Origin of the sequence: Zoogloea ramigera, from assembly GCF_006539865.1 — a bacterium.
Classification (GTDB): domain Bacteria; phylum Pseudomonadota; class Gammaproteobacteria; order Burkholderiales; family Rhodocyclaceae; genus Zoogloea; species Zoogloea ramigera.
Map to the genome: position 1 here is coordinate 1 of NZ_BJNV01000035.1, position 25,376 is coordinate 25,376.

Annotated in this window: 17 protein-coding genes and 3 tRNA genes; 4 read left to right on the forward strand and 16 right to left on the reverse strand. The window is 70.6% G+C overall.

The features are described from left to right. Positions 1-451 (forward strand): outer membrane lipoprotein (locus tag ZRA01_RS10855; protein ID WP_141352050.1); only part of this gene is annotated, 451 nt, incomplete at its 5' end. 164 nt (positions 452-615) lie between these two features. On the opposite strand, the gene ZRA01_RS10860 is transcribed toward ZRA01_RS10855, so the two are convergent. The 7 genes from ZRA01_RS10860 to ZRA01_RS10890 form a co-directional block, all read right to left on the reverse strand. After that, positions 616-692 (reverse strand) — tRNA-Val (locus tag ZRA01_RS10860). Between the two features lie 11 nt (positions 693-703). Then, a tRNA-Met gene (locus tag ZRA01_RS10865) sits at positions 704-780 on the reverse strand. 50 nt (positions 781-830) lie between these two features. Next, positions 831-906 (reverse strand) — tRNA-Gly (locus ZRA01_RS10870). A 217-nt stretch (positions 907-1,123) separates the two neighbouring features. Next, complete coding sequence (locus ZRA01_RS10875) at positions 1,124-3,064, reverse strand: GGDEF domain-containing response regulator (RefSeq protein WP_246093638.1); 1,941 nt, start codon at positions 3,062-3,064, stop codon at positions 1,124-1,126. 144 nt (positions 3,065-3,208) lie between these two features. Continuing rightward, complete coding sequence (locus ZRA01_RS10880) at positions 3,209-5,716, reverse strand: hybrid sensor histidine kinase/response regulator (protein WP_141352052.1); 2,508 nt, start codon at positions 5,714-5,716, stop codon at positions 3,209-3,211. Beyond that, positions 5,713-6,552: a PstS family phosphate ABC transporter substrate-binding protein gene (locus ZRA01_RS10885; protein ID WP_141352054.1), complete on the reverse strand. Its 840-nt coding sequence runs from the start codon at positions 6,550-6,552 to the stop codon at positions 5,713-5,715. The genes ZRA01_RS10880 and ZRA01_RS10885 overlap by 4 nt, the downstream gene beginning before the upstream one ends. A 13-nt stretch (positions 6,553-6,565) precedes the next feature. Next, entirely contained in the window at positions 6,566-9,352 is a 2,787-nt protein-coding gene (locus ZRA01_RS10890) for a response regulator (protein ID WP_170182948.1), read from the reverse strand. Between the two features lie 414 nt (positions 9,353-9,766). On the opposite strand from ZRA01_RS10890, the gene ZRA01_RS10895 reads away from it, so the two are divergent. After that, complete coding sequence (locus ZRA01_RS10895) at positions 9,767-10,879, forward strand: NADH:flavin oxidoreductase/NADH oxidase (protein WP_141352058.1); 1,113 nt, start codon at positions 9,767-9,769, stop codon at positions 10,877-10,879. A 37-nt stretch (positions 10,880-10,916) separates the two neighbouring features. Here the strand turns inward: ZRA01_RS10895 and ZRA01_RS10900 are convergent, their stop codons facing one another. From ZRA01_RS10900 to ZRA01_RS10910, 3 genes are all read right to left on the reverse strand, one after another. After that, positions 10,917-14,315, reverse strand: coding sequence for an ATP-binding protein (locus ZRA01_RS10900; RefSeq protein WP_141352060.1), 3,399 nt, complete (start codon positions 14,313-14,315; stop codon positions 10,917-10,919). Between the two features lie 112 nt (positions 14,316-14,427). After that, positions 14,428-15,651 (reverse strand): glycosyltransferase family 4 protein, encoded by a 1,224-nt coding sequence (locus tag ZRA01_RS10905; RefSeq protein WP_141352062.1) that lies wholly within the window; start codon positions 15,649-15,651, stop codon positions 14,428-14,430. Between the two features lie 76 nt (positions 15,652-15,727). After that, entirely contained in the window at positions 15,728-16,219 is a 492-nt protein-coding gene (locus ZRA01_RS10910; RefSeq protein WP_170182949.1) for an SRPBCC family protein, read from the reverse strand. A gap of 171 nt (positions 16,220-16,390) precedes the next feature. Here ZRA01_RS10910 and ZRA01_RS10915 point away from each other — a divergent pair, with 171 nt between their 5' ends. After that, positions 16,391-17,449, forward strand: a complete 1,059-nt coding sequence (locus ZRA01_RS10915; RefSeq protein WP_141352066.1) for an RNA methyltransferase — start codon at positions 16,391-16,393, stop codon at positions 17,447-17,449. On the opposite strand, the gene ZRA01_RS10920 is transcribed toward ZRA01_RS10915, so the two are convergent. Together ZRA01_RS10920 and ZRA01_RS10925 are read right to left on the reverse strand one after the other, a co-directional pair. Next, the gene (locus ZRA01_RS10920) at positions 17,443-18,315 is read right to left on the reverse strand and encodes an LpxL/LpxP family acyltransferase (protein WP_141352068.1); all 873 of its coding nucleotides are present in this window, start codon (positions 18,313-18,315) and stop codon (positions 17,443-17,445) included. The two genes, ZRA01_RS10915 and ZRA01_RS10920, sit on opposite strands and share 7 nt — an antisense overlap. Further along, positions 18,312-19,205: a lysophospholipid acyltransferase family protein gene (locus tag ZRA01_RS10925; RefSeq protein WP_141352070.1), complete on the reverse strand. Its 894-nt coding sequence runs from the start codon at positions 19,203-19,205 to the stop codon at positions 18,312-18,314. Before ZRA01_RS10925 ends, ZRA01_RS10920 begins: the two co-directional genes overlap by 4 nt. A gap of 258 nt (positions 19,206-19,463) precedes the next feature. Here ZRA01_RS10925 and metK point away from each other — a divergent pair, with 258 nt between their 5' ends. Then, positions 19,464-20,630 (forward strand): methionine adenosyltransferase, encoded by a 1,167-nt coding sequence (metK, locus tag ZRA01_RS10930; protein WP_141352072.1) that lies wholly within the window; start codon positions 19,464-19,466, stop codon positions 20,628-20,630. Positions 20,631-20,645: 15 nt separating this feature from the next. Here metK and ZRA01_RS10935 read toward each other — a convergent pair whose 3' ends face one another. The 4 genes from ZRA01_RS10935 to ZRA01_RS10945 all read right to left on the reverse strand — a co-directional run bounded on the left by ZRA01_RS10935 (position 20,646) and on the right by ZRA01_RS10945 (position 25,353). Further along, the gene (locus ZRA01_RS10935; protein ID WP_141352074.1) at positions 20,646-22,004 is read right to left on the reverse strand and encodes a metallophosphoesterase family protein; all 1,359 of its coding nucleotides are present in this window, start codon (positions 22,002-22,004) and stop codon (positions 20,646-20,648) included. Positions 22,005-22,018: 14 nt separating this feature from the next. Continuing rightward, positions 22,019-24,280: a hypothetical protein gene (locus ZRA01_RS10940; RefSeq protein ID WP_141352076.1), complete on the reverse strand. Its 2,262-nt coding sequence runs from the start codon at positions 24,278-24,280 to the stop codon at positions 22,019-22,021. A gap of 98 nt (positions 24,281-24,378) precedes the next feature. Beyond that, positions 24,379-24,573 (reverse strand): hypothetical protein, encoded by a 195-nt coding sequence (locus ZRA01_RS21025; RefSeq protein WP_246093639.1) that lies wholly within the window; start codon positions 24,571-24,573, stop codon positions 24,379-24,381. After that, positions 24,574-25,353: an MBL fold metallo-hydrolase gene (locus tag ZRA01_RS10945; protein ID WP_246093640.1), complete on the reverse strand. Its 780-nt coding sequence runs from the start codon at positions 25,351-25,353 to the stop codon at positions 24,574-24,576. Between the last annotated feature and the right edge of the window lie 23 nt (positions 25,354-25,376).

Here is a 25,376-nt window from a genome sequence, read left to right on the forward strand (position 1 = left end):
CAGCCTGCCGCCGGCCGATGCCGTGCCTGCGCCGCCGCGGGCGGAGGCCGCCCCGCGCCGGGTCGCCGACGTGCCGCCCGCCGCCTGCCGTGACTGCGGGGTGGTCGAAAGCGTCGAGGCGGTCCAGCAGAAGGGTGAAGGCTCGGGCCTCGGTGCGGTGGGTGGGGCGATCCTCGGCGGCGTGCTCGGCCACCAGGTGGGCGAGGGCTCCGGCAAGCAGATCGCACGCATCGGCGGGGCCGTGCTCGGCGGCCTGGCCGGTAACGAGGCCGAAAAGCGCTACCGGGCGATCAGCCACTACCGCATCGGCGTGCGGATGGACGACGGCAGCTACCGGGTCGTCGAGCAGCAGAATGCGCCGGCCTGGCAGCGGGGTGACACGGTGCGCGTGGAAAACGGCGGGGTCGTGGCCGGCGGCAGGGCGCCGACGGCGGGAAGCTCGGCTTTCTGAGCACCCCCAGGGCCGGGCTCCGCCCCCGTGGGGGCAAGGAAACTTTGGGGCAGCCCGGCGTTTTCTTTGAGAGCGTGCGTGAAAGCCATGGCCACAAAGCAAAAACCCGCCGGGGAGGCGGGCTTGGCGCTGCGTGGGCCTTGAGGGCCAGGCAGTAAAACTGTTGGTGCGTCCTGACGGAATCGAACCGCCGACCTCCACGATGTCAACGTGGCGCTCTAACCAGCTGAGCTAAGGACGCATCCGGAGGGTTGGTTGCGGGGGCAGGATTTGAACCTGCGACCTTCGGGTTATGAGCCCGACGAGCTGCCAGACTGCTCCACCCCGCGTCCGTGTGTGCTGCGACTTACACTTTCCGGAAACTCACCCCGAGGGGCGTTGGAGCGGCAGAAGAGTCTCGAACTCTCGACCTCAACCTTGGCAAGGTTGCGCTCTACCAACTGAGCTACTGCCGCTTTGTTCCGGAACTTCCGCGTGGTGTCTGGAACACCTCGGGAAGGGCGCGAATTATACGTCGGGCGGCAGTGTTTGCAATAGCCTTTTGCGTTTTTTTGTGTGGCCCGGCGGGAGGGCGGCCCTACCGAGGGGGAAGGGGGCTGTCGCGCCCTGGCTTGGCAAGCACGTAAAGGGCCGCGGTGGGCACGAACAGTGTGATCGGGCGCAGGGGCGGGATCAGCCCGTGCCGCCGAGGATCCGCCCGTTCGAGATCACGCAGCAACGGTCCCGTCCGCTGCGTTTGGCGGCGTAGAGGGCCTGGTCGGCGGTGGCGATGAGGTTGTCCTCGTTGGGTGTCGAGGGCTCCCGGCTGGAGATGCCGACGCTGATGCTGGTGTTGATCACCCGCTCGCCGACCCGGATCGGCGCGTCCCGCACGCTCAGGCGCAGCCGTTCGGCGGCCTGGAGGGCGGCGCGGAGGTCGCCGTTCTGGCAGATCACCAGGAATTCCTCGCCGCCCATCCGGATGACGTGGTCGTCCTTGCGGGCGGTGCCGCGCAGCCGCTGGCCGACCTCGACCAGCACCCGGTCGCCCACGGCGTGGCCGTGGGTGTCGTTGATGGCCTTGAAGCGGTCGATGTCGATCATCATCACCGCCAGCCCCTGCCGCGAGCGGGAGGTGGCGCTCCAGGCCTGCCCGAGGATCTCCATGCCGGCGCGGCGGTTGGGCAGGCCGGTGAGCAGGTCGGTGAGGGCGTAGTGTTCGAGCTTGCGGTTGCTGATGGCCAGCTCGGAGGCGAACTGCTTGAGCTGGGCCCGGTCGCGTTCCCAGCTCTCGAGGAGCTGCACGTAGTGCAGGGCCGCCCGCATACGCGCCGACAGGGCGCGCATCTTGACGGGCTTGGTCACATAGTCGTCGACGCCGGCCTCGAAGGCTTCGACGATCTCGTCCTCGGCGTCCATGCCGGTGAGCATGATCACGTACATCGACTGGCCCCATTCGGTGGCGCGCAGGGCCCGGCAGAACTCCAGGCCGTTCATCACCGGCATCATCCAGTCGGTGACGACGATGTGGGGCATCACCTTGAGCGCCAACGCCAGGGCCTCCTCGCCGTTGGCGGCGCAATACACGTCGGGCCCGGCGAGGCTGCGCAGCTGGGCTTCGATGATGACCCGGGAGGTGGGCTCGTCCTCCACCAGCAGCACCCGCATCGCCATGGTCTTGAGCTCGGCGGCCTTGGGGGCCGGGGCTTCCGCCATGGTGGTGAAGGGGGGCAGGCGGCGGGCGGGTACCTTGAGGAGCTCGCTCCACTCGCGCCAGCGGGCCAGGATGCGGTCGACGAGCTCGCCGACTTCGGTGCCGTCCAGGCCTAGCCGGCCGCCCAGCAGGAAGAGTTCGGCGATGAGCCCGCCGCGTTTGTCCTCGGGGGCCAGCCCCATGTCGGCAATGCGCCGGGCGTGGTGGAACAGGCGGACCAGCTGGTAGGGCCGCGAGCCTTCGGCGAAGCCGGCCTGGTCGGGGGCCTCGTGGTGGCAGACGGGCTCGGCGAGGGCTTTCGGGATGCCGCTGTCGGCGAGAATGGCGGCGGTGAAGGCGTTGTGGTCGGTCTGCAGGCGGGCCTGCTCGAGTGCTGCGAGCTGGCTGTCGTCCTCGCACTCCTCGAGCAGGCAGCCGTAGTCGACGGGGTGCACCGTCGCCAGCGCGAGGCAGCCGATGCGCGCCATCAGGCCGCAGGCAAAAAGCTCGTCCGGGGAGCCGATGCGGCTCTGGCTCGCCAGGGCCTGGCAGGCCACCGCCATCAGCAGGGCGTGGGACCAGAAGTGGGCGTAGTCGAAGGCTTCGCAGGGGCCGCTCTGGTATTGGTCCACCAGCGAAAACCCCACCGCGAGCTGACGCACGGTGCTCATTCCGAGGCGCATCACTGCCTCGGAGACGGCCACGAAGGGGCGCCCGGTGGTGTTGGCCGCTGCGGTGTTGGCGAGCTGCAGGAGGCGGCTGCTGAGGGCCGGATCGGTCTGTACGACGCGGGCGATCTCGTCGATGCGGGCATCGTCCCGGCGGCAGATTTCCATGATCGCCAGTGCCACGCCCTTGGGGCTCGGCAACTGGCCGCTGAAGCGCAGTTGTTCTATCGGCATGCGGTGGGGCTGGTCAGGTTCGGGGGAGGAGGTTGTCATGGGTTTACCTCAGGAGCGGTCGGCCCTGCGGTGATGGGGTGGGCCGCGACGCCTGGCGGCTCTCTTTTTATTTATATCGGTTTTATTTCTTAAAAATTCAGTCGGCCGGCCGGATTTTTTTGACCTGGCCCGAGGGGGCGTGGGTCAGGCGAAGTCGGCGAGCAGCGTCTCGATTTCGGCCAGGACCCGCTGGTGCTCGCCCTGGGCCTCGCCGAAGAGGCGGTGGGCGGCCTCGTGGCGGCCGGCCTTGCCCAGGCTGGCGAGGGTTTCGACCTGCTCGGCCAGCCGGTTGGCGCCGATGTTGGCGCTGCTCGAGCCGAGGGTGTGGGCGGCGGCGGCGAGGCTGTCGGCATCGCCGGTGGCCACCGCCTGCCCGAGGCTGTCGATGAGCGGGCCGGAGGCCTGCAGGTAGCTGCGCAGCAGGCGCTGGACGAAGCCCCTCTCGCCGGTCGGGTCGAGCTCCCGGTAGGCAGCGAGCACCTGGGGGTCGATGGCCTCCGGCAGGGCTGCGGCGGCATTTGCGGGGAGCCAGCGGCGCAGGGCCTCCGCGAGCCGGGCCTTGGTGTAGGGCTTGGCGAGGTAGTCGTCCATGCCCGCGGCTAGGCACTGGTCACGGTCGCCTTCCAGCGCGTTGGCGGTCAGGGCGATCACCGGCAGCCGAGGTCCGCCGGCGGGCTCGCGGGCGCGCAGTGCGGCGGTGGCTTCGTAGCCGTTCATCACCGGCATCTGGCAGTCCATCAGCACGAGGTCGAAGGCCCGGGCGTCGAGCCGGGCCAGCGCCTCGACGCCGTTGCAGGCGATCGTGACCTGGAGGCCGAGTTTTTTGAGCATGGCGGCGGCCAGCTCCTGGTTGACCAGATTGTCTTCGGCCAGCAGCACGTGGCCCTGTAGCCGGGGGCGGGGCGGAGTGCCGGTGCCGCCCGGCGCAGGGGCGCTGGCCGGTGCCGCGCCGCCGAGTGCCCGGCCCACGGCCGCCTGGAGCTCGGCCCGACGTACTGGTTTGTTGACCCGCTGGACGATGCCGGCCCGGGCGTGTTGGTCGGTGTCGTCGGTGTCGAGGGTGGAGCTCAGCAGCACGCTCCGGGTCTGGGCGAGGGCTGGGTCGGCGTGGATGGCGGCGGCGAGCTGCATGCCGTCCATCCCGGGCAGGTGCCGGTCGACGAGGGCCAGCGCGACCGGGCTCCCACCCGCCGCGGCGGTGCGCAGCGTGGCCAGGGCTTCCGCGGCGCTGGCGGCGCAGTGCACCTGTGCGCCCCAGGCGGCCAGCTGAGCGTGCAGGATGCCCCGGGTGCTCGGGTTGTCGTCCACCACCAGCACCCACCGCCCCACGAGCTGCGCCGGTGCGGCGGGCGGCGGAGTGGCAACCTGCGGGCGGGCGAGGGGGAGCGTGATGCGGAAGCAGGCGCCCTGGCCCGCTTCGCTGTCGACGCTGAGGCGGCCACTCATCAGCTCGACCAGGCGTTTGCTGATCGCCAGCCCGAGGCCGGTGCCGCCGAACTCGCGGGTGGTGGAGCCGTCGGCCTGGGAGAAGTGCTCGAAGATCTTATGCTGCGCCTCGGGGCTGATGCCGACGCCGGTGTCTTTCACGCTCAGTTCGAGGGTGCCGTCGGCGCCGACTTCGGCGTGCACCACCACCTCGCCCTGATGGGTGAACTTGATGGCGTTGCTGAGCAGGTTGGCCAGCACCTGGCGCAGCCGGAAGGGGTCGCCGTGGGCCTGCAGGGCCTGGTCTGGCGGGCTCAGCTGGCTTGCCAGTTCGAGGCCCTTCCGGGCGGCGGGCTCGGCGAACATGGCCACGCTGTCCTCGACGAGCTCGCCCAGGTCGAAGTCGATGGCTTCGAGGTGCATGTGGCCGGACTCGATCTTCGAGAAATCGAGGATGTCGTTGATGATGCCCAGCAGGTGGTGGCCCGACTGCTGGACCACGCGGGCATAGCGCTCCTGGGTGGGGTCGAGGCGGGTCGCGAGGAGCAGCTCGGTCATGCCCAGCACACCGTTCATCGGGGTGCGGATCTCGTGGCTCATGGTGGCGAGGAATTCGCTCTTGGCCTGGTTGGCGGCCTCGGCTTGGTCCTTGGCGGCGTGCAGCTCGGCGGTGCGGGTGCGGACGGTTTCTTCAAGGTGGCGCTGGTGCTCGCGCAGGCGGGCCTCGGCGTTGCGCAGGGCGTCCAGCGGGATGCGCCGCCCCGGCCCCCAGATCGCCCAGGCGATGGCGCTGCTGGTGAGCAGGATCAGCAAGCCGGGGGCCAGCTCCTGGCGGTGATCGATGCCGATGGTGATCTCGCCCACCGGCTGGCCGAAGGCGTGCACCGGCGTGCTGTGCAGCTGCACATACCAGGCGGGTGGCGGGCCGCCCTCGAGGAGGGGCTGCCCGCCCGTGCCGGTGAGCCGGAAATATTCATTCGACAATATCATCGGCTCCAGCTGCACGTTGAGGCGGCTGGAGTTGTCTTCCCAGAAGTCGGGTTGAATCTGGATGAATTGTTCGATGAGGCGGGCCCGGTCGCGCAGGTCTGCGTCGATCTGGCGGGCCGATTCGGAATGCACATACCAGCCGTAGAAGGACAGCGGCCCGGCCAGCAGGAGCAGGGCCAGCACGCCGGCCAGGCGCGTGACCAAGCGCGAGACGCGGCGGTGGACGAACTCGTTCATCGCCCGGCCGGGAGATATGCGCTGCGCTGCAGCACCGCGTGGGCCTTGTCGCTCTGCAGGAAGGCGGCGAACTTGTCGGCGAGTGGGCTCGGCTGGCGCGGCAGGGCGACGCTGATCTCCTTGCGCCAGGGGTAGCGGCCCTCCTTGAGCGTGGCCAGGCTCGGTGCTACGCCGTTGATCTCGAACACGGTGAGCCTGGCGCCGCTGGCGCGCAGCAGCCCCAGGGTGGTGGGTCCGAGGGAGCCGGGGCTGTGGGTGAGCAGGGTGAGGGTTTCCAGGTCGTCCTGGCCCAGGGCCATGCCGGGGCGCCGGGCGGCGGTGTCGACGGCCTTCGCCATCATCGGCGACATGGATTTCAGGGTTTGGGTGTCGCTCTCGAAGCTGGCGCGCAGCACGAGCCGGATCGGCTGGTCGTTGTCCCAGCGGGTCTGCCGCCCTTCATACACGGCGGCCAGCTCATCCAGCGTGAAGCCGTTCTTCTTCTGGCCGCCCGCCGAGGCGAGGACCAGCGGCGTCGTTGCCAGCACGAAATGTCGCCCGATCCGGGCGGCCTCGTCGGGCTTGAGGGCCCGGCCCGGCAGCGCCAGGTCGATGCGCCCGCCGGCCAGGGCCTTGAGGGCACCGCTGGAGCCCAGCGGCGGGGTGGGCTGCAGCAGCTCGGCGTCGGGGTGTTGTTTGCGGAATTCTTCGAACAGCGCCGTCACGAGGGGCGCAGACGAGCCGGTGCCGCTGATCCGGAGCGGCTCGGCCAGGGCGGGCTGCGCGATGAGCGCGGTGAGGGCCAGGAGGGCAGCGGCTTTGCCCATCGACGGGCGCGGGGTGGCGTGGTGGGGCATGGCGGGGCGGGGTTCAGGCGGTTTCGTCGAGCAGGGCGTGGACGTCGGCGACGAGCGCGGCGTAGGCGGCCCGGGCCTCGCCGATGGAGAGGGCGGCTTGATCCAGCTGGCCGGCCTTGGCGAGGGCTTCGAGCCCGCGGAAATGTTCGGCTGCCGCCAGGCCGCCGATGTTGGCACTGCTGGACTTGAGGGCGTGGGCCGCTTCGCGGGCGGCGCTGGCATCCCCGGCGGGGATGGCGGTTTCGAGCTTGTGGATGAGCGCGGTCGAGCTCTCGAGATACACCGCCAGCAGCCTCCGGGCGAGGCTCCAGCCGCCGTCGGGGTCGAGTTCGCGGTAGGGTTCGAGCACCTTGCGGTCGATGGCCGTGGCGCCCTTAGGGGCGTTGGTGCTGGTGGGCGGCGGGGCGGCGGCATCTGCCGCGGGGGCCGGCCGGGTTGGCAGCCAGCGCTGCAGGGTGGCCTCGAGCTGGGCGGTGGTGTAGGGCTTGGCGAGGTAGTCGTCCATGCCGGCGGCGAGGCACTGGTTGCGGTCGCCCTCCATGGCGTTGGCGGTGAGGGCGATCACCGGCAGGTGGTGGCCGCCCTGACCCTCCCGGGCGCGCAGCAGCGCGGTGGCCTGGTAGCCGTCCATCACCGGCATCTGGCAGTCCATCAGGATGGCGTCGAAGGCTTGCGTGGCCGCCAGCGCGAGGGCTTCCTCGCCGTGCTGGGCGATGGCCACCGTGAGGCCCAGCTTCTGCAGCATCGCGCGGGCGAGCTCCTGGTTGACCGGGTTGTCCTCGGCCAGCAGCACATGGCCGTGGAGCAGGCCGCCGGGGGCGGGTCTGGCAGTGGGCGCCGCCGGGGGCGCGACCGCCGCGCTGCCGGCGCCCAGGGCCCAGCCGACGACGTGGCGGAGTTCGGCCTGGCGTACGGGCTTGCTCACGCAGCGCAGGATGCCGGCCTCCTCGCGCTCGCGGGCGTTGCCGGCGATGAAGGTCGAGGTGAGCATGATCAGCCGGGTCGGGGCGAGGGCCGGCTCGGCGTGGATGGCCTGGGCGAGCTGCAGGCCGTCCATCCCGGGCATGTGCATGTCGAGGATGGCGAGATCGAAGGGCTGGCCGAGCCCGGCCGCTTCGTGGAGGGCTTCGAGGGCCTGGGCGCCGCTCTCGGCGCAGTGCACCTGCATGCCCCAGCCGCCCAGCTGCAGGCGCAGGATGTCGAGGTTGGTGAGGTTGTCGTCCACCACCAGCACCCGCGCGCCTTCGAGCCGGGTGGTGGCGGATTCGGGCGCATCCGCTGGGCTGGCCGCCCGGGGCAGGCGCAGGTCGATGTGGAAGCGGGAGCCCTTGCCCACCTCGCTGTCGACGCCGATGCGGCCACCCATCAGCTCGATCAGCCGCCGGCTGATCGCCAGCCCCAGCCCGGTGCCGCCGAACTCGCGGGTGGTGGTGCCGTCGGCCTGGGAGAAGTGCTCGAAGATCTTCTCGCGGGCGGCGGCGGAGATGCCGACGCCGGTGTCCTCGACGCTCAGGCTCACCTGCATGTGCTCGCCCTCCGGCACGACCTGGGCGCGCACCACGACCTCGCCCTGGCGGGTGAACTTGATGGCGTTGTTGAGCAGGTTGGCCAGCACCTGGCGCAGCCGGAAGGCGTCGCCGCGCATGCGCAGGGCGACGTTGGGCGGGCTGAGCTGGCTGGCCAGCTCGAGGCCTTTCCCGGCGGCCGGCTGGGCGAACATCTCCACGCTGTCCTCGACGAGCTCGACCAGGTCGAAGTCGGTGGCTTCGAGCTCGATGTAGCCCGACTCGATCTTCGAGAAATCGAGGATGTCGTTGATGATGCCCAGCAGGTGGCGCCCCGACTGCTGGACCAGCTCGGCGTAGCGCTGCTGGGTGGGGTCGAGCCGGGAGCTCAGCAGCAGCTCGGTCATGCCGAGCACGCCGTTCATCGGGGTGCGGATCTCGTGGCTCATGGTGGCGAGGAACTCGCTCTTGGCCTGGCTGGCGGCTTCGGCCTGCTCCTTGGCGGCGCGCAGCTCGGCGGTGCGCCCTTCGACGAGCTCCTCGAGGTGTTCCTGGTGCTCGCGCAGGCTCGCGTCGCGGGCCCGCAGTTCGCCCAGCATGTCGTTGAAGCTGTCCACCAGCCTGCCGATCTCGTCCTCGCCGCTGCGGGGGATGTGCTGGTCGTAACGCTGGCTTTCGGCCACCTCGCGGGCGGCCGCGGCGAGGCGCAGCACCGGCTCGCTGATGCGGTGCTGCAGGCGCTGGGCGGCCAGCACCGCCAGCAGCAGCACCAGAACGCCCAGCCCGGCCGTGGTGAGGCTGTCCCGGCGGATCTGGCGCCACATCTCGGACGGGTCGACCACCATCGACAGGGTCCCCAGGGTCTCGGCACCGTCGATGCCGGCGGCGGTGGGCCGCAGCACGTAGTCGAAGCGCAGCGGGCGGGTCGACAAGGGCAGGCCGCGTTCGAAGCCGTTTGGCGTGAGCTGCGCGAAGACGTCGGGGGCGACGCCGGCGGGGTAGGCGGCCAGCAGGCGCCCGTCGGGCAGGACGATGCGGGCCGCCACCACCTCGGGTTGCTCGCGCAGGCTGGCCAGGTTGACCGCCGCGGCCTGCTCGTCGCCGAACACCACCGCCGCCTCGGCGTTGGCGGCCACCACGTGGGCCAGGCTGCGCAGCTGGGACATCATCGAGCCCTGCTGGCGCAGGGTGCCGGCGACGGTGAAGATGATCAGGGCCAGCGCGAGCACCGCGAAGGCCATGCCGGCCAGCATCAGCAGCAGGCGTCGGCGCAGGGAGGAGGCTTTCCAGTTCATGGCGTCACCCGCCTGGCCGCGGCGGCCTTGAAACATATCCTGCGGCCCTCGGCGGCCGGGCTGGGCTGGGCGACGACGGGCGTTCCGCAGGGAGTGGGGGGCAGATGGCTGCGAGGCATGGCAGGGGCTGGTTGGGCTGGGAGGTGTCTGGCGGTGGTTTGCCATTCGCACCCGCCGGGTAGGCGTGTGTACGGATGCGAGGCATAGCGGCAGCGGGCCGCGCAGACTTTAGTGCCGGCGTGGCGCCCGCCGTGAATCGGGGGGTGGGGCGGCTGCCGCGGGGCGGCGCCTGCGTGAAGCCGGCGGGGCCACCGGGGTGTGAGCGGCGCCGTCGCCAGGTGGCCCGGCGGCGCGCTTTCTGGGATTATTCTGGCCACGACACCCACGTCCTTGCCCGTAACCAGGAGTTCTTCCATGTCGGCCTTGTTCACGCCCTTCGCCCTCGACGGCCTCAGCCTCCCCAACCGCATCGTCATCGCGCCCATGTGCCAGTACTCGGCGGTGGACGGCAACGCCCAGGACTGGCACCTGATCCACCTGGGCAACCTGGCGCTCTCCGGCGCCGGGCTCCTGGTCATCGAGGCCACCGGCGTCGAGCCGGAGGGGCGCATCACGCCGGCCTGCCTCGGCCTGTGGTCGGATGCCAACGAGGCGGCCCTCGGCCGGGTGGTCGAGGGCGTCCGCAAGTATTCGGACATGCCGCTGGCGATCCAGCTCGGCCACGCCGGCCGCAAGGCCTCCAGCGCGCTGCCCTGGCAGGGCGGGCAGCTGTTGGCGCCGGAGGCGGGCGGCTGGCCGACGCAGGGGCCGTCGGCGCTGCCCCATCTGCCCCACGAACCGGCTCCGCGGGCCATCGATGCTGATAGTCTGGTGCGCATCCGCGAGGCTTTTGCGGCGGCGGCGCGGCGGGCGGCGCGGATCGGGATCGACTGCATCGAGCTGCACGGGGCCCACGGCTATCTGCTGCACCAGTTCCTGTCGCCGCTCTCCAACCAGCGCGACGATGCCTACGGCGGCAGCCTCGAGAACCGCATGCGCTTTCCGCTGGAGGTGTTCGACGCGGTGCGGGCGGCCTTTCCGGCGGGCAAGCCGGTGGGGATGCGCATCTCGGCCACCGACTGGGTTGAGGGCGGCTGGGACCTGGAGCAGAGCGTGGTGCTGGCCCAGGCGCTGAAGGCCCGCGGCTGCGCGTTCATGCATGTCTCCACCGGCGGCCTGTCGCCCCAGCAGAAGCTGGTGCCGGGGCCGGGCTACCAGCTGCCGTTTGCGGTGCGCATCCGTCAGGAGACCGGTATGCCGACCATCGCGGTGGGCCTGATCACCGAGCCGGAGCAGGCCGAGGAGATCGTCGCCAGGGGCCAGGCCGATCTGGTGGGCGTCGCCCGCTGCATGCTCTACGACCCGCGCTGGCCGTGGCATGCCGCGGCCCGGCTGGGCGCCCGCTTGACGGCGGCGCCCCAGTACTGGCGCTGCCTGCCCCGCGAGCACGCCCAGCTGTTCTCGGGTGCGCAGGTGGGCGGGCGCTGAGATGAGCCACTGAGGCGCGCCGCGCGCCCCTGCCGCATCATGCGGTGGGGCGGGGGCGGGCGTGGCGGAGGATGCTGGCGATGAGCTGGTCGGGGTCGAGGGGCTTGGCCAGGTGGTCGACCATGCCGGCGGCCAGGCAGGTGGCGCGTTCTTCATTGAGGGCGTGGGCGGTCTGGCCGATGACGGGGAGGCCGGGGGCCAGGGCGCGGATCTGCCGGGTGGCTTCGTAGCCGTCCATGACCGGCATCTGCACGTCCATCAGCACCACGTCGAAGCCGTCGGCGCCGCGCTGCCTGACGTGGTCGACGGCCTCCTGGCCATTGATGGCGAGGGTGACCTCGGCGCCTTCGCTCACCAGGTTGTCTTCGAGCACGAGCTGATTCACCTCGTTGTCCTCGGCGGCCAGGATGCGCAGCCCGGCCAGCCGGGGCCCCGGCCCGGGCGCTGCCAGGGCGGGGGCGGCGGGCTGGGCGGCCGCCACTTCGATGCAGGGCAGCCGGACCTCGAAACGGCTGCCTGCGCCGGCCTGGCTCTCGGCGCTGAGGGTGCCGCCCATCAGCTCGACGATGCGGCGGGTGATCGCGAGGCCCAGTCCGGTGCCGCCGAAGCGCCGGGTGGTGGAGTTGTCGGCCTGCTCGAAGGGGGCAAAGACGGTGGCGAGCTGCTCGGTCGTCATGCCGATGCCGGTGTCGATGACGCTGAACACCAGGCTCTCGCCCTCCCGGCCGACCTCCAGCGTGATGCCGCCCCGTTCGGTGAACTTGACCGCGTTCGAAAGCAGGTTGACCAGGATCTGGGCGATCCGCAGCGGGTCGGACAGGCACACCGCGGGCAGCGGCGAGCGCTGGCGGAGCTGCAGGCACAGGCCCTTGCTGGAGGCGGCTTCTTCCATCAGCAGCAGGGCGTCGCCGGTGACCCGGGCCGGCTCGATCGGGATGGCCTCGATGCGCAGCTTGCCGGCTTCGATCTTCGAGTAGTCGAGGATGTCGTTGATGATGCCCAGCAGGAGCCGCCCCGAGGCCAGGATGCGGGCGAAGACGGCCTGCGTGGCGTCGCGCCCGGCGTTGTCGCGAAAGCCCATCCGCGCGAGCCCGAGCACGCCGTTTAGGGGGGTGCGGATTTCATGGCTCATGTTGGCGAGGAATTCACTTTTCACGCGGGCCAGCCGCACGGCCTCGGCGCGGGCGGTTTCGAGGTCGGCGGTGCGGGCGGAGACGAGCGCCTCGAGGCTGTCCTGGTAGCGCGCCAGCTCTTCGTCCTTGCGCACCCGTTCGGTGATGTCCTGCAGGATGGCGATGCCGCCGACGATCTCGCCGGCGGTGTCGCGCAGCGGGGCGCAGGTCATGGCGATCGCCAGCTCCCGGCCCGAGTAAGTGGTGCGATATGGCCCCTCGTACTGGGCGAGCTCGCCGGCGAGGGCCGCGCGCATGCCCGGGATGACCCGCTGGTCCTTCAGCTTCCGGCAATCGAGGGCGTTCATGTAGCTCAACGGCGCCCCCATGATGCGGGCGAACTGCTGGTTGCAGTAGCTCACCTGCAGCGTGAGGGTGTAGTGCAGGATGCCCACCGGCGAGTATTCGAGCAGCAGGCGGTTGCGTTCCTCGATCTCGCGCAGGGCCAGCTCGGCCAGCTTGCGGTCGGTGATCTCGGTGCTCACGCCGTCCCACAGCACCGAGCCGTCGCCCTGGAGGGTCGCGCTGGCCAGCACCGCGATCCAGCGCAGCTCGGTACCGACCCGGACCCGCCCCTCCCAGCCAAAGGCCTGCCCCTGCCCCATGTGGGTATCGATCGTGTCGCGCAGCGCGCGGCGGTCGGCCTCGACGAGGGTGTCGAGCAGGACTTCGGCCGAGTTCAGCAGGGCCTCGGCGGTCTGCCCCACCTGCGCGCAGAAGCGCGGGCTGACGTAGGTGAAGCCGGGCTGTCCGGCCGCGTCGAGGCGGAACTTGATGATCCCCACCGGGATGCGGCCCACCAAGCCCTGGTAGTCATCCACGGCCTGCTGCAAGGATTGCTCGACCTGCTTGCGGGTGCTGATGTCCTGCACTGCGCCATACACCGCGACCAGCCTGCCGTCGGCGTCCCGCTCGGCCCGGCCAAGGCCGTGTATCCAGCGCAGCGTGCCGTCGGGCATGTGGAGGCGATAGACCATGTCGTAGGGCTGGCCATCCTTGAGCAGGCCTTGCTCGAAGCGCTCGCGGGCGGCGGGCTGGTCATCCGGGTGGATCCGGCCCAGCCAGTCGTCGTGGGAGAACGGCCGCTCGGGGGCGACACCCAGGACCCTGTCGAAGGCCTGGGAGTGGGTCACCTGGCCGCTGGCGAGGTCGATGGAGTAGGCGCCGAGCCGGCCGATCTGCTCGGCGGCGTCGAGGGCGAGGTCGCGCTTGCGCAGCTCGTGGAGGGTGGTTTCGAGGTGGGCCTTGCTCTCGAGGGCCCGGGCCGCTGCGTCGCGCTGGCGCCGGTAGAGCCGCCCGATGGCCAGCGCCGAGCCTGACGAGACGAGCAGGAAGACCCCCAGTATGATGGCGGTGCGGGTTGCGTCGTGCCGCCACTGGGCGAGGTAGGCGTCCCGCGCGAGGCCCACCACGAGGAGGAAGGGCAGGCCTTCGACCCGCCGCACGGCATTGATCCGCTCGACGCCGTCGGAGGTGTCTGCGCTGCGGTAGGTGAAGCTCGTCTGGCCGGCTTCGAGATGGCGGCGCAGGTCGCTTGACGCCCATACGTTGCCGGTCGTCCCGGCCGGGCCGGCGACGGGCGGGCTGCGGGTGATCAGGCTGTAGTCATCGAAGCGCAGGATCGCGGTGCCGCCCTCACCCAGTTGCGGGCGGGACAGCAGCTCGGTGAAGTGCTCCAGCGGCACGATCACCGAGACGATGCCGCCGAAGCTGCCGTCCGGCCGGTTGAAGCGTCGCGAGAAGGGGATCAGCCAGCCCGAGCTGCCCTGCCGGTTGACCGGGCGGCCGATGACCAGACCCCGGGCCGGATCGTCGCGCAGCAGCTTGAAGCACTGGCAGACGTCCTGAACCAGCCCCGGGCTGCCGCGGTTGGCCCACCTGGGCTGCCCCTTGGCGTCGAACACGCGGATGCTCTCGGTTTCGGGCAGCCAGCCCTTGAAGCGGGCCAGCATGGTGAGGACTTCGTTTTCGTCCAGATACTTGCTGCCGCCCTGGGCTTCGCGGCTGAACTCGTCGGCGAGGGCCTGCAGCGCCACGTCGATGCTGCGGGCGCTGCTGGAGAGGCTCTGGTCGAGCACATGGGCCAGGTTGAGGGTTGCGGTCTGGGCCTGCGACTCGACGTTGTGAAGGCTTTGCTGGAGATTCAGCACACCGAGGGCGATGGCCGCCAGGTTGCACAGCACGACGACGGCGCCGAGCAGCAAGGTGATGCGCTCTCGTGGGGCAGGGGTGGCGCGGGCGGCGGCAGGGGAGGGCTCGTTCATCGTCCGGCTCGGGCCAGGCTTGGCAGGTGGTCAGTCTATTTCATAACTCCCTGGTGTACGGCAGACGAGCCGGAATCTGAAGCGCCTGCAGCCCGGGCGGTGCGGCGCAGGGTCAGCGTTTGTTGCCGGTCGGCAGCGCTGCGGGGGATGACAGGATGATCTGCCGCTGCAGCGCCACCAGGCGCTCGACGACGGCCGGCCAGCCGAGCGCCGCGACCCGCGCCCGCGCGGCCAGGGCCTGGCGGGCGCGCTGCGCCGGGGCGTCGGCGAGGCTCACCGCGCCGGCCACGAAGGCGGCCTCGTCGCCGGGTTCGGCCAGCCAGCCGTGGGTGTCGTGGCGGATCAGCTCGAGCGCCGCGGCGTCCCGGTAGGCCACCACCGGCAGGCCGCTGGCGAGGGCTTCGGCCACCACGTTGCCGTAGGTTTCGGTGAGGCTGGGAAACAGGAACAGGTCGCCGCTGGCGTAGTGTTCGGCCAGCGCGGTGCCGGTCTGCATCCCGGCGAACACCGCCCGGGGCTGGCGGCTGCGCAGGGCGGCCAGGGCCGGCCCGCCGCCGACCATCACGAGGCGGGCGCGGGGGTGGCGGGCGTGGATCGCCGCGAAGGCCTTCTCGAGCAGGGCGAGGTTCTTCTCGGGGGCGATCCGCCCCACGTAGAGCACGGCCAGGTCGTCGGGGCCCAGCCCCCACTGGCGGCGCAGCCCGGCGTTGCGCCGGTAGGGGGCGAACAGCTCGGTGTCCACACCGCGGGACACCACGTCGATCCGCGGGATGCCCAGCGCCAGCAGCTCGTTGCCGAGGGCCCGGGTGGGCACCAGGGTCAGGTCGGCCCGCTTGTGGAAGCTGCGCAGGTAGGCAGCGATCGGCGCTTTCAGCCAGCCCACCCCGTAATGGCCGGTGTAGCGGTGGAAGTTGGTGTGGAATTCGCTGATCACCGGCAGCTGCAGCTTGCGCGCCGCGGCCAGCGCCGACCAGCCGAGCGGGCCTTCGGTGACCAGCTGGACGATGTCCGGCCGCTGGCGCGACCAGCGCCGCAGCAGGAGCTGGCGGGCCGGCAGGCCGAGCTGCAGCTGGGCGTACTTGGGGAGCGGGATGCCGCGGGACAGCATCTCTTCGAGGCCGTCAGTGGCCCGGGCACCGGGTTCGCCGCCCTCGTGGGGCTGGCGTGGGCGGATCAGGTCAACCCGGTGGCCGGCAGCGACCAGCCCCTCCACCAGCCGGCCGGTGCTCATGGCGACGCCGTTGATTTCGGGCGGATAGGTTTCGGTCACCAGCGCTACCCGGAGGGAAGCGGGTTGCTTGACGAGTTCGTGGCAGACGAGTCCGGCGCGGTCCATGCGGGCAGTGTCGGGGCGCGATGCTGCACGGATGTGACGGGCAGGTGATGCCCGGGTGACGCCGCCGGGGTGCGGTTCAGCCGGATCTTTCCTGGGCGGCGAGGGCGTGCAGCTGGTCGGCCAGGGCGTCGAGGCATTCGGACCAGCCGGCCTGGTGGCCGTCGCGCTCGGCCTCGTCGGCGAACAGGCCCTGGTGCAGGCTGAGGCGGGTGCGTTCGCCCAGGGCGTCCAGGCTCACGCTGAGGCAGGTCTCCGGGCTGCGCTGCCCGTTCGCGTCTTCCCAGCTGTGGCTCATCACGATGGATTCCGGCGCGAGGATGTCCAGGTAGAGGCCGCCGGCCCGGTGGGCGGTGCCGTCGGGCGCCACCATGTGGCAGTGCCAGGCGCCGCCGGGCCGGAAGTCGGAGGTCCCGACGGAGACGCGGAAGCCCGTCGGCGCGCTCCAGGCGCGAAACAGCTGGGGTTCGCTCCACATCCGGAAGACCTTTTCCCGGGGGGCGTCGAGGTAGCGGACGAGGGTGAATTGCAGGCCGGCGGCGGTCTCGCCGTCGGGGGATGGCGGCATCATCGTGACTCTCCTTGGCGGGCAGGTGGGTACTGCCCGAAACGGGCACCTCCATAAATTAGGGTGAGCCGGGCTGCACGGCAAGGAAGATTTTGTGACCTCGCGTGCCTTGCGCCGCCGCGGGCCACGTCGGCTATCCCGGGCGCCCGCGCGAATGCTAGGATTCGCCCCCTCATGCGCATCGAAACCCTCCGCCAGCGCCTCGCCGATCTGGGCGCCAAACCCGTGCATGTGCAGCGCATGCTGCGCGCCTGGCTGCACGCCCTGCCCCTCGACGCCGGCCCCACGCGGCGCGGCCCGGCGCTGCCCAGGGCGGTCGTCGACGCCCTGCCGGCGCTCACCGCCGAGCTGGCCGGGCTGGCCCGGGTGCGTTCCGAGCACCCCGGCGAAGACGGCTCGGCCCGCCTGCTGGTCGAGCTCGCCGACGGCCAGACCGTCGAGAGCGTGTTGCTGCCCCGCGACGGCCTGTGCGTGTCGAGCCAGGTGGGCTGCGCGGTGGGCTGCACCTTCTGCATGACCGGCCGCGACGGCCTGCTGCGCCAGCTGACGAGCGCCGAGATCCTGGCCCAGGTGGTGCTGGCGCGGGCCCGGCGGCCGGTGAAGAAGGTGGTGTTCATGGGCATGGGCGAGCCGGCCCACAACATGGACGCAGTGCTCGAGACGATCCAGCTGCTCGGCGAAGAGGGCGGCATCGGGCACAAGAACCTGGTGTTCTCGACGGTGGGCGATCACCGCGTCTTCGAGCGCCTGCCCGGCCTGCGCGTCAAGCCGGCGCTGGCCCTGTCGCTGCACACCAGCCGCGCCGGGCTGCGCGCCGAGCTGCTGCCCAAGGCGCCACGCATCACGCCGGACGAGCTCGTCGAGCTGGGCGAGGCCTACGCCCGCGCGACCGGCTATCCGATCCAGTACCAATGGACACTGATCGAGGGCATCAACGACACGCCGGAGGAGCTCGACGGCATCGTCAGGCTGCTCGCCGGCAAGTACGCGATCATGAACATGATCCCCTACAACTCGGTGCCCGACCTTCCCTACCGCCGCCCGGACTGGGCGAAGGCCGCCGAGATCGCCCGCAGCCTGCACCGCCGCGGCGTCCTCACCAAGCTGCGCAACTCTGCCGGGCAGGATGTGGACGGCGGTTGCGGCCAGCTGCGCGCCCGCAGCCTGCAGGGCGACGCCACCACCGAGGCGCCGCTGCGCTTCGCGCGCCGGCCGCCGACAGGCGCTCAGTAAAGCTTGGGCTCGCCGGCCGGGCGGGTCTTGAAGCGGCGATGCACCCAGTAGTACTGGGCCGGCATCGTGCCGATGGCCTCCTCGATGCAGGCGTTCATCCGGCGGGTGTCGGCCTCGACGCTGCTGCCCGGGAAATCGCCCCACGGCTCGCCCAGCTCCACCACGTAGCCCTGGCCGCCCGGCAGCATGCGGGTGAAGCAGGGCACCACCACCGCGCCGCCCAGCCTGGCGAGCCGCGGCAGCGCCGACAGGGTGGCCGCCTGCACCCCGAAAAACGGCACGAAGATCGAATCCTCGGGGCCGTTGTCCATGTCGGGCAGGTAATAAAAGGGGCGAATCTCTTTCATCGCCTTGATCGAGGCGCGCACGCTCTCGTCCCGCCGCAGCAGCACCTGGCTGCCGAAGCGGCTGCGCCCGTGGAACAGCCAGCGGTCGATGACCTTGTCCTTCTGGCGGGCGTAGATGCTGACGCAGTCGAAGGAGATCGCCATCCGGGTGCCGCCCAGGTCGAGGCCGAGGAAGTGGGGGGTGAGCAGGATCACCGGCTGGCGCGCGTCCACCAGCTGTCGAAGCCGCTCTTCCCCCTCGATGCGGACCAGGCGCCGGATGCGCTCGGCCGGGGCGAACCAGGCAAGGCCGCGCTCGACGAGGCTACGCCCGGCCAGCGCGAAGTGCTCCCGGGCGAGGGCCCGCCGCTCGGCCTCGGGGAGCTCCGGGAAGCACAGGCGCAGATTGGTATGCACCACCCGCCGGCGCGGCGCGATGATCACGTAAAGCAGCAGGCCGATGGCGCGGCCGATGGGCGCCTGCAGCGACAGGGGCAGCCAGTGGAGCAGCCACAGCAGGGCGACGACGATTCGACTCATGGGATGTCCGGACGGGTTGGGTCTTGGTGGGCCTGGCGCGCAGGCGCGGCGGGCGCCCCCGACGGGCGCTTGTAGCGGTTGTAGCCCCACAGGTACTGGGCCGGGTTTTCGCGGATCTGAGCTTCCATCTCGCGGTTGATCGCGGCGGCACGGGCTTCGGTGTCGCCTGCCAGGGGCGTCAGCGCCGGGCGCAGGTGCAGGTGGAAGCCGGCCCCGCCGGGCAGGCGCTCGGCCCAGGCAAACAGGGTCGTCACGCCGGCCACCTCGGAGAGCCGGGCGGCGAGGGTCATGGTGTAGGCCGGCCGGCCGAAGAAGGGCAGCCAGGCGCCCTCGCCGCTGCCGGGCACCTGGTCGGGCAGCATTCCGACGGCCTCGCGGGCACGCAGCGCCTTGATCAGCCGGCGCACGCCGCCCACGTCGGCGGGGGCGATGTGCATGTTGCCGCGGCTGCGCCCGGCGTTGATGAGCGGCTGCAGCACGGCCTTCTTGGGCGCCCGGTAGAGCACCGTGATGGGCTTGTGGGTGGAGAAATACTGGGCGGTGATCTCGAAGCAGCCCAGGTGCGGCGTGATGAACAGGATGCCGCCGCCCGCGGCTTCGGCCGCCTCGACGTGCTCCCAGCCGCTCACCCGGACGACCCGGGCGACCAGGTCGGGCTGGGGGCGCAGCAGCATCCAGGGCAGCTCGAGCGCCTGCTTGCCGATTTCGCCGACCGCCTGTTTCCACAGCCGCGCGGCCTCATCGGGCCCCAGGGCGTGTTCGAGATTGCTGCGCAGGCGCCGCCGGTAGGTGGGCGAAAAGGCGTAGGTGAGCCAGCCGGCCAGCACGCCAAAAGCCTGCAGCAGCCCGAGGGGCAGGCGGGCGAGGAGGGAGAAGATCAGGGACGCCATCAGCGGGAGTGGTCGACGAGGTGGGGAAATCGGTGGGGCGGCCGCATTGACGGCCTGGAAAGCAAAGTTATAATTGTGATTCCGCCGAGTTAATCCGACAACTTGCAGGGCGGAGCGGGCTACGGTTTACCGGGTTCGAGGCCGATATCGGGTCAGCACGATATCTCGCCGTCCAAATACTGCTAAAGCGTCGCCGCTCCGAAACCCCCGAGACGGCAACGCCGTAACCCGGGGGTTTTTGTGTTTCAGGAGCATGCAATGGCCAAAGAATACCTGTTTACCTCCGAATCCGTTTCTGAAGGCCACCCCGACAAGGTTGCCGACCAGATCTCCGATGCGGTTCTCGACGCCATCCTCGCCAAGGACCCGCGGGGCCGGGTGGCTTGCGAGACGCTGGTGTCCACCGGCCTCGTGGTGATCTCCGGCGAGATCACCACCAAGGCCGACATCAACTACATGGACATCGCCCGCGAAACCGTGCGGCGCATCGGCTACGACGATTCCGACATCGGCTTCGACTATAAGAGCTGCGCGGTGCTCACCGCGATCAACCGCCAGTCCGCCGACATCGCCCAGGGCGTCAATGAGGGCGAAGGCCTCGACCTCGACCAGGGCGCCGGCGACCAGGGCCTGATGTTCGGCTACGCCTGCAACGAGACGCCGAGCCTGATGCCCTTCCCGATCTACTACGCCCACCGCATCATGCAGCGCCAGGCGGAGGTGCGTAAGGACGGCCGTCTGCCCTTCCTGCGCCCGGATGCCAAGAGCCAGCTCACGGTGCGCTATGTTGACGGCAAGCCGGTGGCCATCGACACCGTGGTGGTGTCCACCCAGCACAACCCGGACATCTCCTACGACGACCTCAAGGAGGCGGTCATCGAAGAGGTGATCAAGCCGGTGCTGCCCAAGGAGATGCTCTCCGCCAACACCCGCTACCTGATCAACCCCACCGGGCGCTTCGTGATCGGCGGCCCGGCCGGTGACTGCGGCCTCACCGGGCGCAAGATCATCGTCGACACCTACGGCGGCGCGGCCCACCACGGCGGTGGCGCATTCTCGGGCAAGGACCCGTCGAAGGTCGACCGCTCGGCGGCCTACGCGGGTCGTTACGTGGCGAAGAACATCGTCGCCGCGGGCCTCGCCGACCGCTGCGAGGTGCAGGTGGCCTACGCCATCGGCGTCGCCAAGCCGGTGAGCCTGATGGTCGAAACCTTCGGCACCGGCAAGGTGTCCGACGAGAAGATCGTCGAACTCGTGCAGCGGCACTTCGACCTGCGCCCGAAGGGCATCATCGCCGCCCTCGACCTGCTGCGCCCGATCTACTCGCGTACCGCCGCCTACGGCCACTTCGGCCGCGAGGAGGTGGATTTCACCTGGGAAACCACCGACAAGGCCGCGGCGCTGCGGGCCGACGCGGGTCTTTAATCCGCCGCCGCTGACTCACAGCCCGCCCGCGCAGCGGGCGTGGGTCAGCATCTGCGCATTCAGCCCGGCGGGGCCGGCGGAGATGCGGACGTAATTGAGTGAGTAGGGAAAAGCCGCTTCGTTCTTCAGGTCGGCCAGGCGCAGCTTGGTCTGCTTGCCGATTTCGGCGTAGCGCGTCCACGAGCCCGGGTTGAAGTAGCGCTTGCCGGGCGCCTCGCTCACGCTCCAGTCGTCCGGGCAATGGGTGTGGCCGAGGACGACCACCTCGGCGATGCTGCCGGCCCGTGTGAGTTCGGCCTTCGCGACCTCCCGGAAGAGCAGCTTGTCGTCCATCTTCTGGGATTCGGCCAGTTGCAGCGTGCCCTGGCCTGCGCCAAGGGTGCCACCCACCGGCGCCTTGGCCAGCGCGGCTTCCCAGGCGCCCGGGGGCTCACCGGCCATCACCGCAATCATCAGGGCTTCCAGCCGCTCCGGGTCGCCGGCGAGCGTGGCGTGGATCTTCTCGTCGTCGGCACTGCCGTCCAGGTAGCTGCGGTACCAGCCGCGGAGCGTGGCGCCGATGGCGTCGTCAGCCTGCATGATCTCCACCAGTTTTCGGGGCAGGGCGCGGGCGTCGGCCTTCTCGCCCAGCGTCACGCCCGGGTGGCGGGCGGCGAAGCGGGCGAACATCCAGCCGATGCTGGCCAGGCCGAGGGTGTTCTCCCGGGCCAGGATGCGCCACAGGGCGCTGACCGGTTTGATGTTGTCGGCGAAGGGGTAGTTGCCCTCCAGCCAGTTCACGAACTTCACCATGAACAGGGTGCCCGGGCACATCTCGAGCCGCTGCTCGCCACCGGGGCCGCTGACGAAGGGGTGGGCCCAGTGCCTGAACTGGTTGGCCAGGTCGTGCTGATGGCCGTGGGCGATGCGCAGGCGGCCGTCGAAGCGGCTGGTCCAGTCGGCGCCGAGGACGAAGTCGATGGGCCCGGCGGCGGCGCGCAGGTCGGCCTGGACGCCTTCCCAGAACAAATCCACGTCGTGGTTGCCGGCGGCGAGGGTGACCCGGTTGCCGGCGGCGCTGAAGGCCTTCAGCGCGGCAAAGACTTCCGGGTGGCCGTCGAGGATCAGCTTGAGCTTGGCGCGGGATTCGCCCTCCGAGCACCACGCGTCGGCCGAGCGCAGGGTGTAGAGGTGCTGGCCAACCTGGGCGAACTCGAGGAAATCCCCGTTGATGTAGAGCTCGATGCGGCCGGCCTGGCCGTCGTCGGAGGCCCGCAGGGTGTCGATGAAGCCGGCCAGCTGCTGCTGGTCGAACACGTGGTCGTCGCCCTTGTCGGCGCCGCCGCCGCCCAAGTGCAGGTCGCTGATGACGATCACGACGGGTTTCGCGCTCATGGAAGGCTCCTTCGTCAGGCCCGGGCCCGGACGTCGCCCGGGGCGTGCAGGGTGTAGAAAAGCCCGATCGGGATGTTTCGGGCGATGAGTTCGAGGCGTACCGCCTGGAGGGCCGCGGCGAGGTCGTGGCTGCCGTCCAGGTACAGGCTGCTGATCCGCTGGCCGATGGCGGCGGCGGTGGTCGCCGGCACCGGGCAGCTGGTGGTCACCAGGCCCAGGGCCTGCTTGTCGCGCCGGAAGGCGGTGTAGAAGTTGGTGAGGGCCAGGGCGCTGTGGGCGCCGGAGCCGCAGGAGTTGAGGAACACGATGGGCCGGCCGTCGAAGGGCGGCGTGCCGGCAAGGCTGGCCGGCTGGATGAGGTTGGGCGGGGTTCCGCCCAGGTCGATGGCGTTGCCGGCGCCGCCCAGGCCGTGGCAGAACAGGTAGATCCACTTGCGGGATGGCGCTGCGCCGTTGCCCAGCAGCAGGGCCCGGGCCGCCGCGGGGTCGGCCTCGTCGCAGGGGATGTTCTGCAGCCGGGCCTGCGCGGCCCAGGCGTGGTGGGACGCGGCCGGCAGGGGCGAGACGCCGGCGAAATCATCGTCGATGGCCGGATTGACGCACAGGCTGGCGCCGGGCGTCGAATTGCGGTGCGCCTTCTTGTCCTGCGCGATGTTCGAGTCCTGGGGGAGCGTGGTGTGGAAGAGGTAGCGGGCGCCCCACAGGAGGGCCGGTTTGACTGCCAGGGCGTCGGGGTTTTCGGGGTAGATCATCTCCCAGGGGATGAAGATCGAGTTGGTGATCACCGACACCCGCGAGTTGGCTGGCAGGGCATTGATGTCGTGCAGGAATTTGGCCAGATCCGGGTCGGCGGTGAGGGTCGCCCATAGCGCCCAGCCGGCCCGGGCGATGGTCAGGAACATGCCGTCGAGGCTTTTCTGCTGGTTCGAGGTGGGCGGCTGCTGGAAGGGGTCGGTGAGGTAGGACCACAGGGCGTCGCTCGGGACGCTGTCGACGCTGCTCTTGAACACCGCCACCGCCTGCTCGACGCTCGCCGGGCTCAGCGTGGGGAGGGCGCAGGTGTCGCCGTAGCCGCTCGCGTTGTTGGCGTAGCTGACATTCAGCGCGCCGCCCTGGCTGCGGAACACGAGCTGGGCGCCGACCGGCTGGCCGTCGCTGTCGAGGTCGATGTGGCGCACCTCGGCCGCCATGACGACCGGGGCGTTGGCCGCGACGATGGGGAGTTCGAGGAAGAAGCTGCCGAGCTGCACGCCGTCGAGGTCGAGGTAGGCCCAGGCGCCGGCGGCGGGGTTGATGAGCCGGCCCGCCTTCAGCGGAAAGCGGATCTCAGGCTCCAGGCGGCGTTCGACGACCTGCGCGGTCTGGCGGCAGGGCGTGCCGTCGCGGAGGTCGTAGCCGACCGGCACCAGCATCACGCCGAGGCTGCCGCCGCTTTCGATGGCCTGTTCGAGCTGCGCGCCGGAGGCCACCGCGAGGCTGTCGGCCCGCAGGGCGCCCAGGAAGAAGACGAGGTCGGCCTCGCCGCCGAGGGCGACGGCGCTGCCGCGGGCGCCCGTGCCTTCGAGGCGAAACTGGAAGTCAACGGTGGGCGGCGGGCCGGCGGAGGTGTCGGCCGCCGGCAGCTCGGGGGCGGTGTGCTCGAGGTCGGCGAGATCGAGCTGGAAAGCCAGTCCGCGGTGGCCGGGTAGTGCGGTCTGCGCCAGGATCTCGTCGAAGGCCTTGCTGTCGGCCTGCTGGATATAGGCGAAGCCGCGGTGGTCGCCACCGAGGCTCTTGCTGAAACGTGGCTGCGTTTCGGCGTGAGGAGCGTTGTGGGTGAGTATTGGTAACCGCGGAGTGGCCAACGTGACGGCGGTGGATTGGAATCGTGCCTTCCCGGCGTCTCCACCGATCGATGGCATGTGGATGACCAGCGGCGGCACCGGCCTGGCGGGCGTGCGGAACCTGGCGTTCTGTTGCGCCAGTGTCGGCTTGGTCCGGCCGGGGGCGGCGAGGATCACGAACCCTGCCCCGGGTTTTGCGGCCAGGGCCCGTTTGAGGACGAGGCTGGGGCGGGTGAGCGTGAGCTTGCTCCGGGAGGGCTGCGGACGGCTGGCGATCAGGGCGCGGATCTGTGCGACGAGCGCCCTTGCCTGGGCGGTATCGCCATGGTCGAGGGCCTGGCGGAGCGCCTGCTTCAGGGCGGTGAATTCGGCCCAGGCCTCCTTGAGCTGGATCCGCAGGCGGAGGTCATCCCGTTCGAGCCGGCGCAGGAACTGCGTTTCGCGGGTGCCCATGCTTGATCCTCCCCGGTTTGCCTGCTCGCGGTGGGTGCTGATGTACTCAGTGTGGATCATCCGCCGGCAACTTTAAAGTAGCCGGCGGAGGCGTTGGCTTACTTGCTGCCGGGCAGCGGGCTGTATTCCACCGGAACCCAGGCGAAGCCCTTGCCTTCGGCGCGCACGTGGCCGACGCCGGGGAAGGGCAGGTGCATGCCGGAGATCAGCTGTTTGTCCTTGGCGGCCCAGGCAAAGAGCTTCTTGCGGGCGGCGATTGCGGCCTTCTTGTCGCTGTCGAACTCGATGGCCACCTAGGGGCGGGCGAACTGCACCGCGTGGCTGTGCACCGCGTCGCCGAGGATCAGCAGGCGCTGGCCGGCGGATTCGACGAGGTAGCTGGTGTGGCCCGGGGTGTGGCCGTTGGAGGCCACGGCCTTGATGCCGCCGAGGTCCACCTCGCCCGTGAAGGGCTTGAATTTGCCGGCGGCCTGGTAAGGCGCAACCGACTTGCGGGCGATCTCGAAGAAGGGCTTGAAGCCGTCCGGCGCCTTGGCGGCGTTGGCCTCGGACAGCCAGAAGTCGGCCTCGGTCTGGGCCACACGGATCTCGGCGTTGGGGAACAGCGGCTGGCCGGCGGCGTCGAGGACGCCGGCCACGTGGTCGGCGTGGAGGTGGTTGAGCAGCACCACGTCGACCTTGTCGGGGCTGTAGCCGGCGGCGCGGAGCTGCTCGCCGATGAAGCCGAGGGTCGGGCCGAAGGCCTTGGCGGCACCGGCGTCCACCAGGATCAGCTTGCCGCCGGCGTTGATGAGGTAGGCGTTGACGGCGGTCTGGACCTTGTCGCCGGCCAGGAACTTGCTCGCCAGCAGGCGCTGCACCTCGGCCTTGCTGGCGCCCAGCAGCAGCTTGGCGTCGAGGTCGACGTAGCCGTCGTAGAGGGCGGTGATCTCGAGATTGCCCAGCGCCATGCGGTAGTAGCCGGGCACCTGGGTGTGCTGCGGGGCGGCTTCGGCGTTGGCTGTGCCGATGGCGGGCGAGAACGGGACGAGACTGGCGGCGATGGCCAGGGCGCTCAGGGTGCGACGGATCATGGATTGGGCTCCGGTTGAGGGGA

Bases quoted from the DNA above. Each gene is read 5' to 3' on its own strand.
- ZRA01_RS10875 (WP_246093638.1), bottom strand. From the start codon at position 3,064: ATGACAACCTCCTCCCCCGAACCTGACCAGCCCCACCGCATGCCGATA.
- ZRA01_RS10880 (WP_141352052.1), bottom strand. From the start codon at position 5,716: ATGAACGAGTTCGTCCACCGCCGCGTCTCGCGCTTGGTCACGCGCCTG.
- ZRA01_RS10885 (WP_141352054.1), bottom strand. From the start codon at position 6,552: ATGCCCCACCACGCCACCCCGCGCCCGTCGATGGGCAAAGCCGCTGCC.
- ZRA01_RS10890 (WP_170182948.1), bottom strand. From the start codon at position 9,352: ATGAACTGGAAAGCCTCCTCCCTGCGCCGACGCCTGCTGCTGATGCTG.
- ZRA01_RS10895 (WP_141352058.1), top strand. From the start codon at position 9,767: ATGTCGGCCTTGTTCACGCCCTTCGCCCTCGACGGCCTCAGCCTCCCC.
- ZRA01_RS10900 (WP_141352060.1), bottom strand. From the start codon at position 14,315: ATGAACGAGCCCTCCCCTGCCGCCGCCCGCGCCACCCCTGCCCCACGA.
- ZRA01_RS10905 (WP_141352062.1), bottom strand. From the start codon at position 15,651: ATGGACCGCGCCGGACTCGTCTGCCACGAACTCGTCAAGCAACCCGCT.
- ZRA01_RS10910 (WP_170182949.1), bottom strand. From the start codon at position 16,219: ATGATGCCGCCATCCCCCGACGGCGAGACCGCCGCCGGCCTGCAATTC.
- ZRA01_RS10915 (WP_141352066.1), top strand. From the start codon at position 16,391: ATGCGCATCGAAACCCTCCGCCAGCGCCTCGCCGATCTGGGCGCCAAA.
- ZRA01_RS10920 (WP_141352068.1), bottom strand. From the start codon at position 18,315: ATGAGTCGAATCGTCGTCGCCCTGCTGTGGCTGCTCCACTGGCTGCCC.
- ZRA01_RS10925 (WP_141352070.1), bottom strand. From the start codon at position 19,205: ATGGCGTCCCTGATCTTCTCCCTCCTCGCCCGCCTGCCCCTCGGGCTG.
- metK (WP_141352072.1), top strand. From the start codon at position 19,464: ATGGCCAAAGAATACCTGTTTACCTCCGAATCCGTTTCTGAAGGCCAC.
- ZRA01_RS10935 (WP_141352074.1), bottom strand. From the start codon at position 22,004: ATGAGCGCGAAACCCGTCGTGATCGTCATCAGCGACCTGCACTTGGGC.
- ZRA01_RS10940 (WP_141352076.1), bottom strand. From the start codon at position 24,280: ATGGGCACCCGCGAAACGCAGTTCCTGCGCCGGCTCGAACGGGATGAC.
- ZRA01_RS10945 (WP_246093640.1), bottom strand. From the start codon at position 25,353: ATGATCCGTCGCACCCTGAGCGCCCTGGCCATCGCCGCCAGTCTCGTC.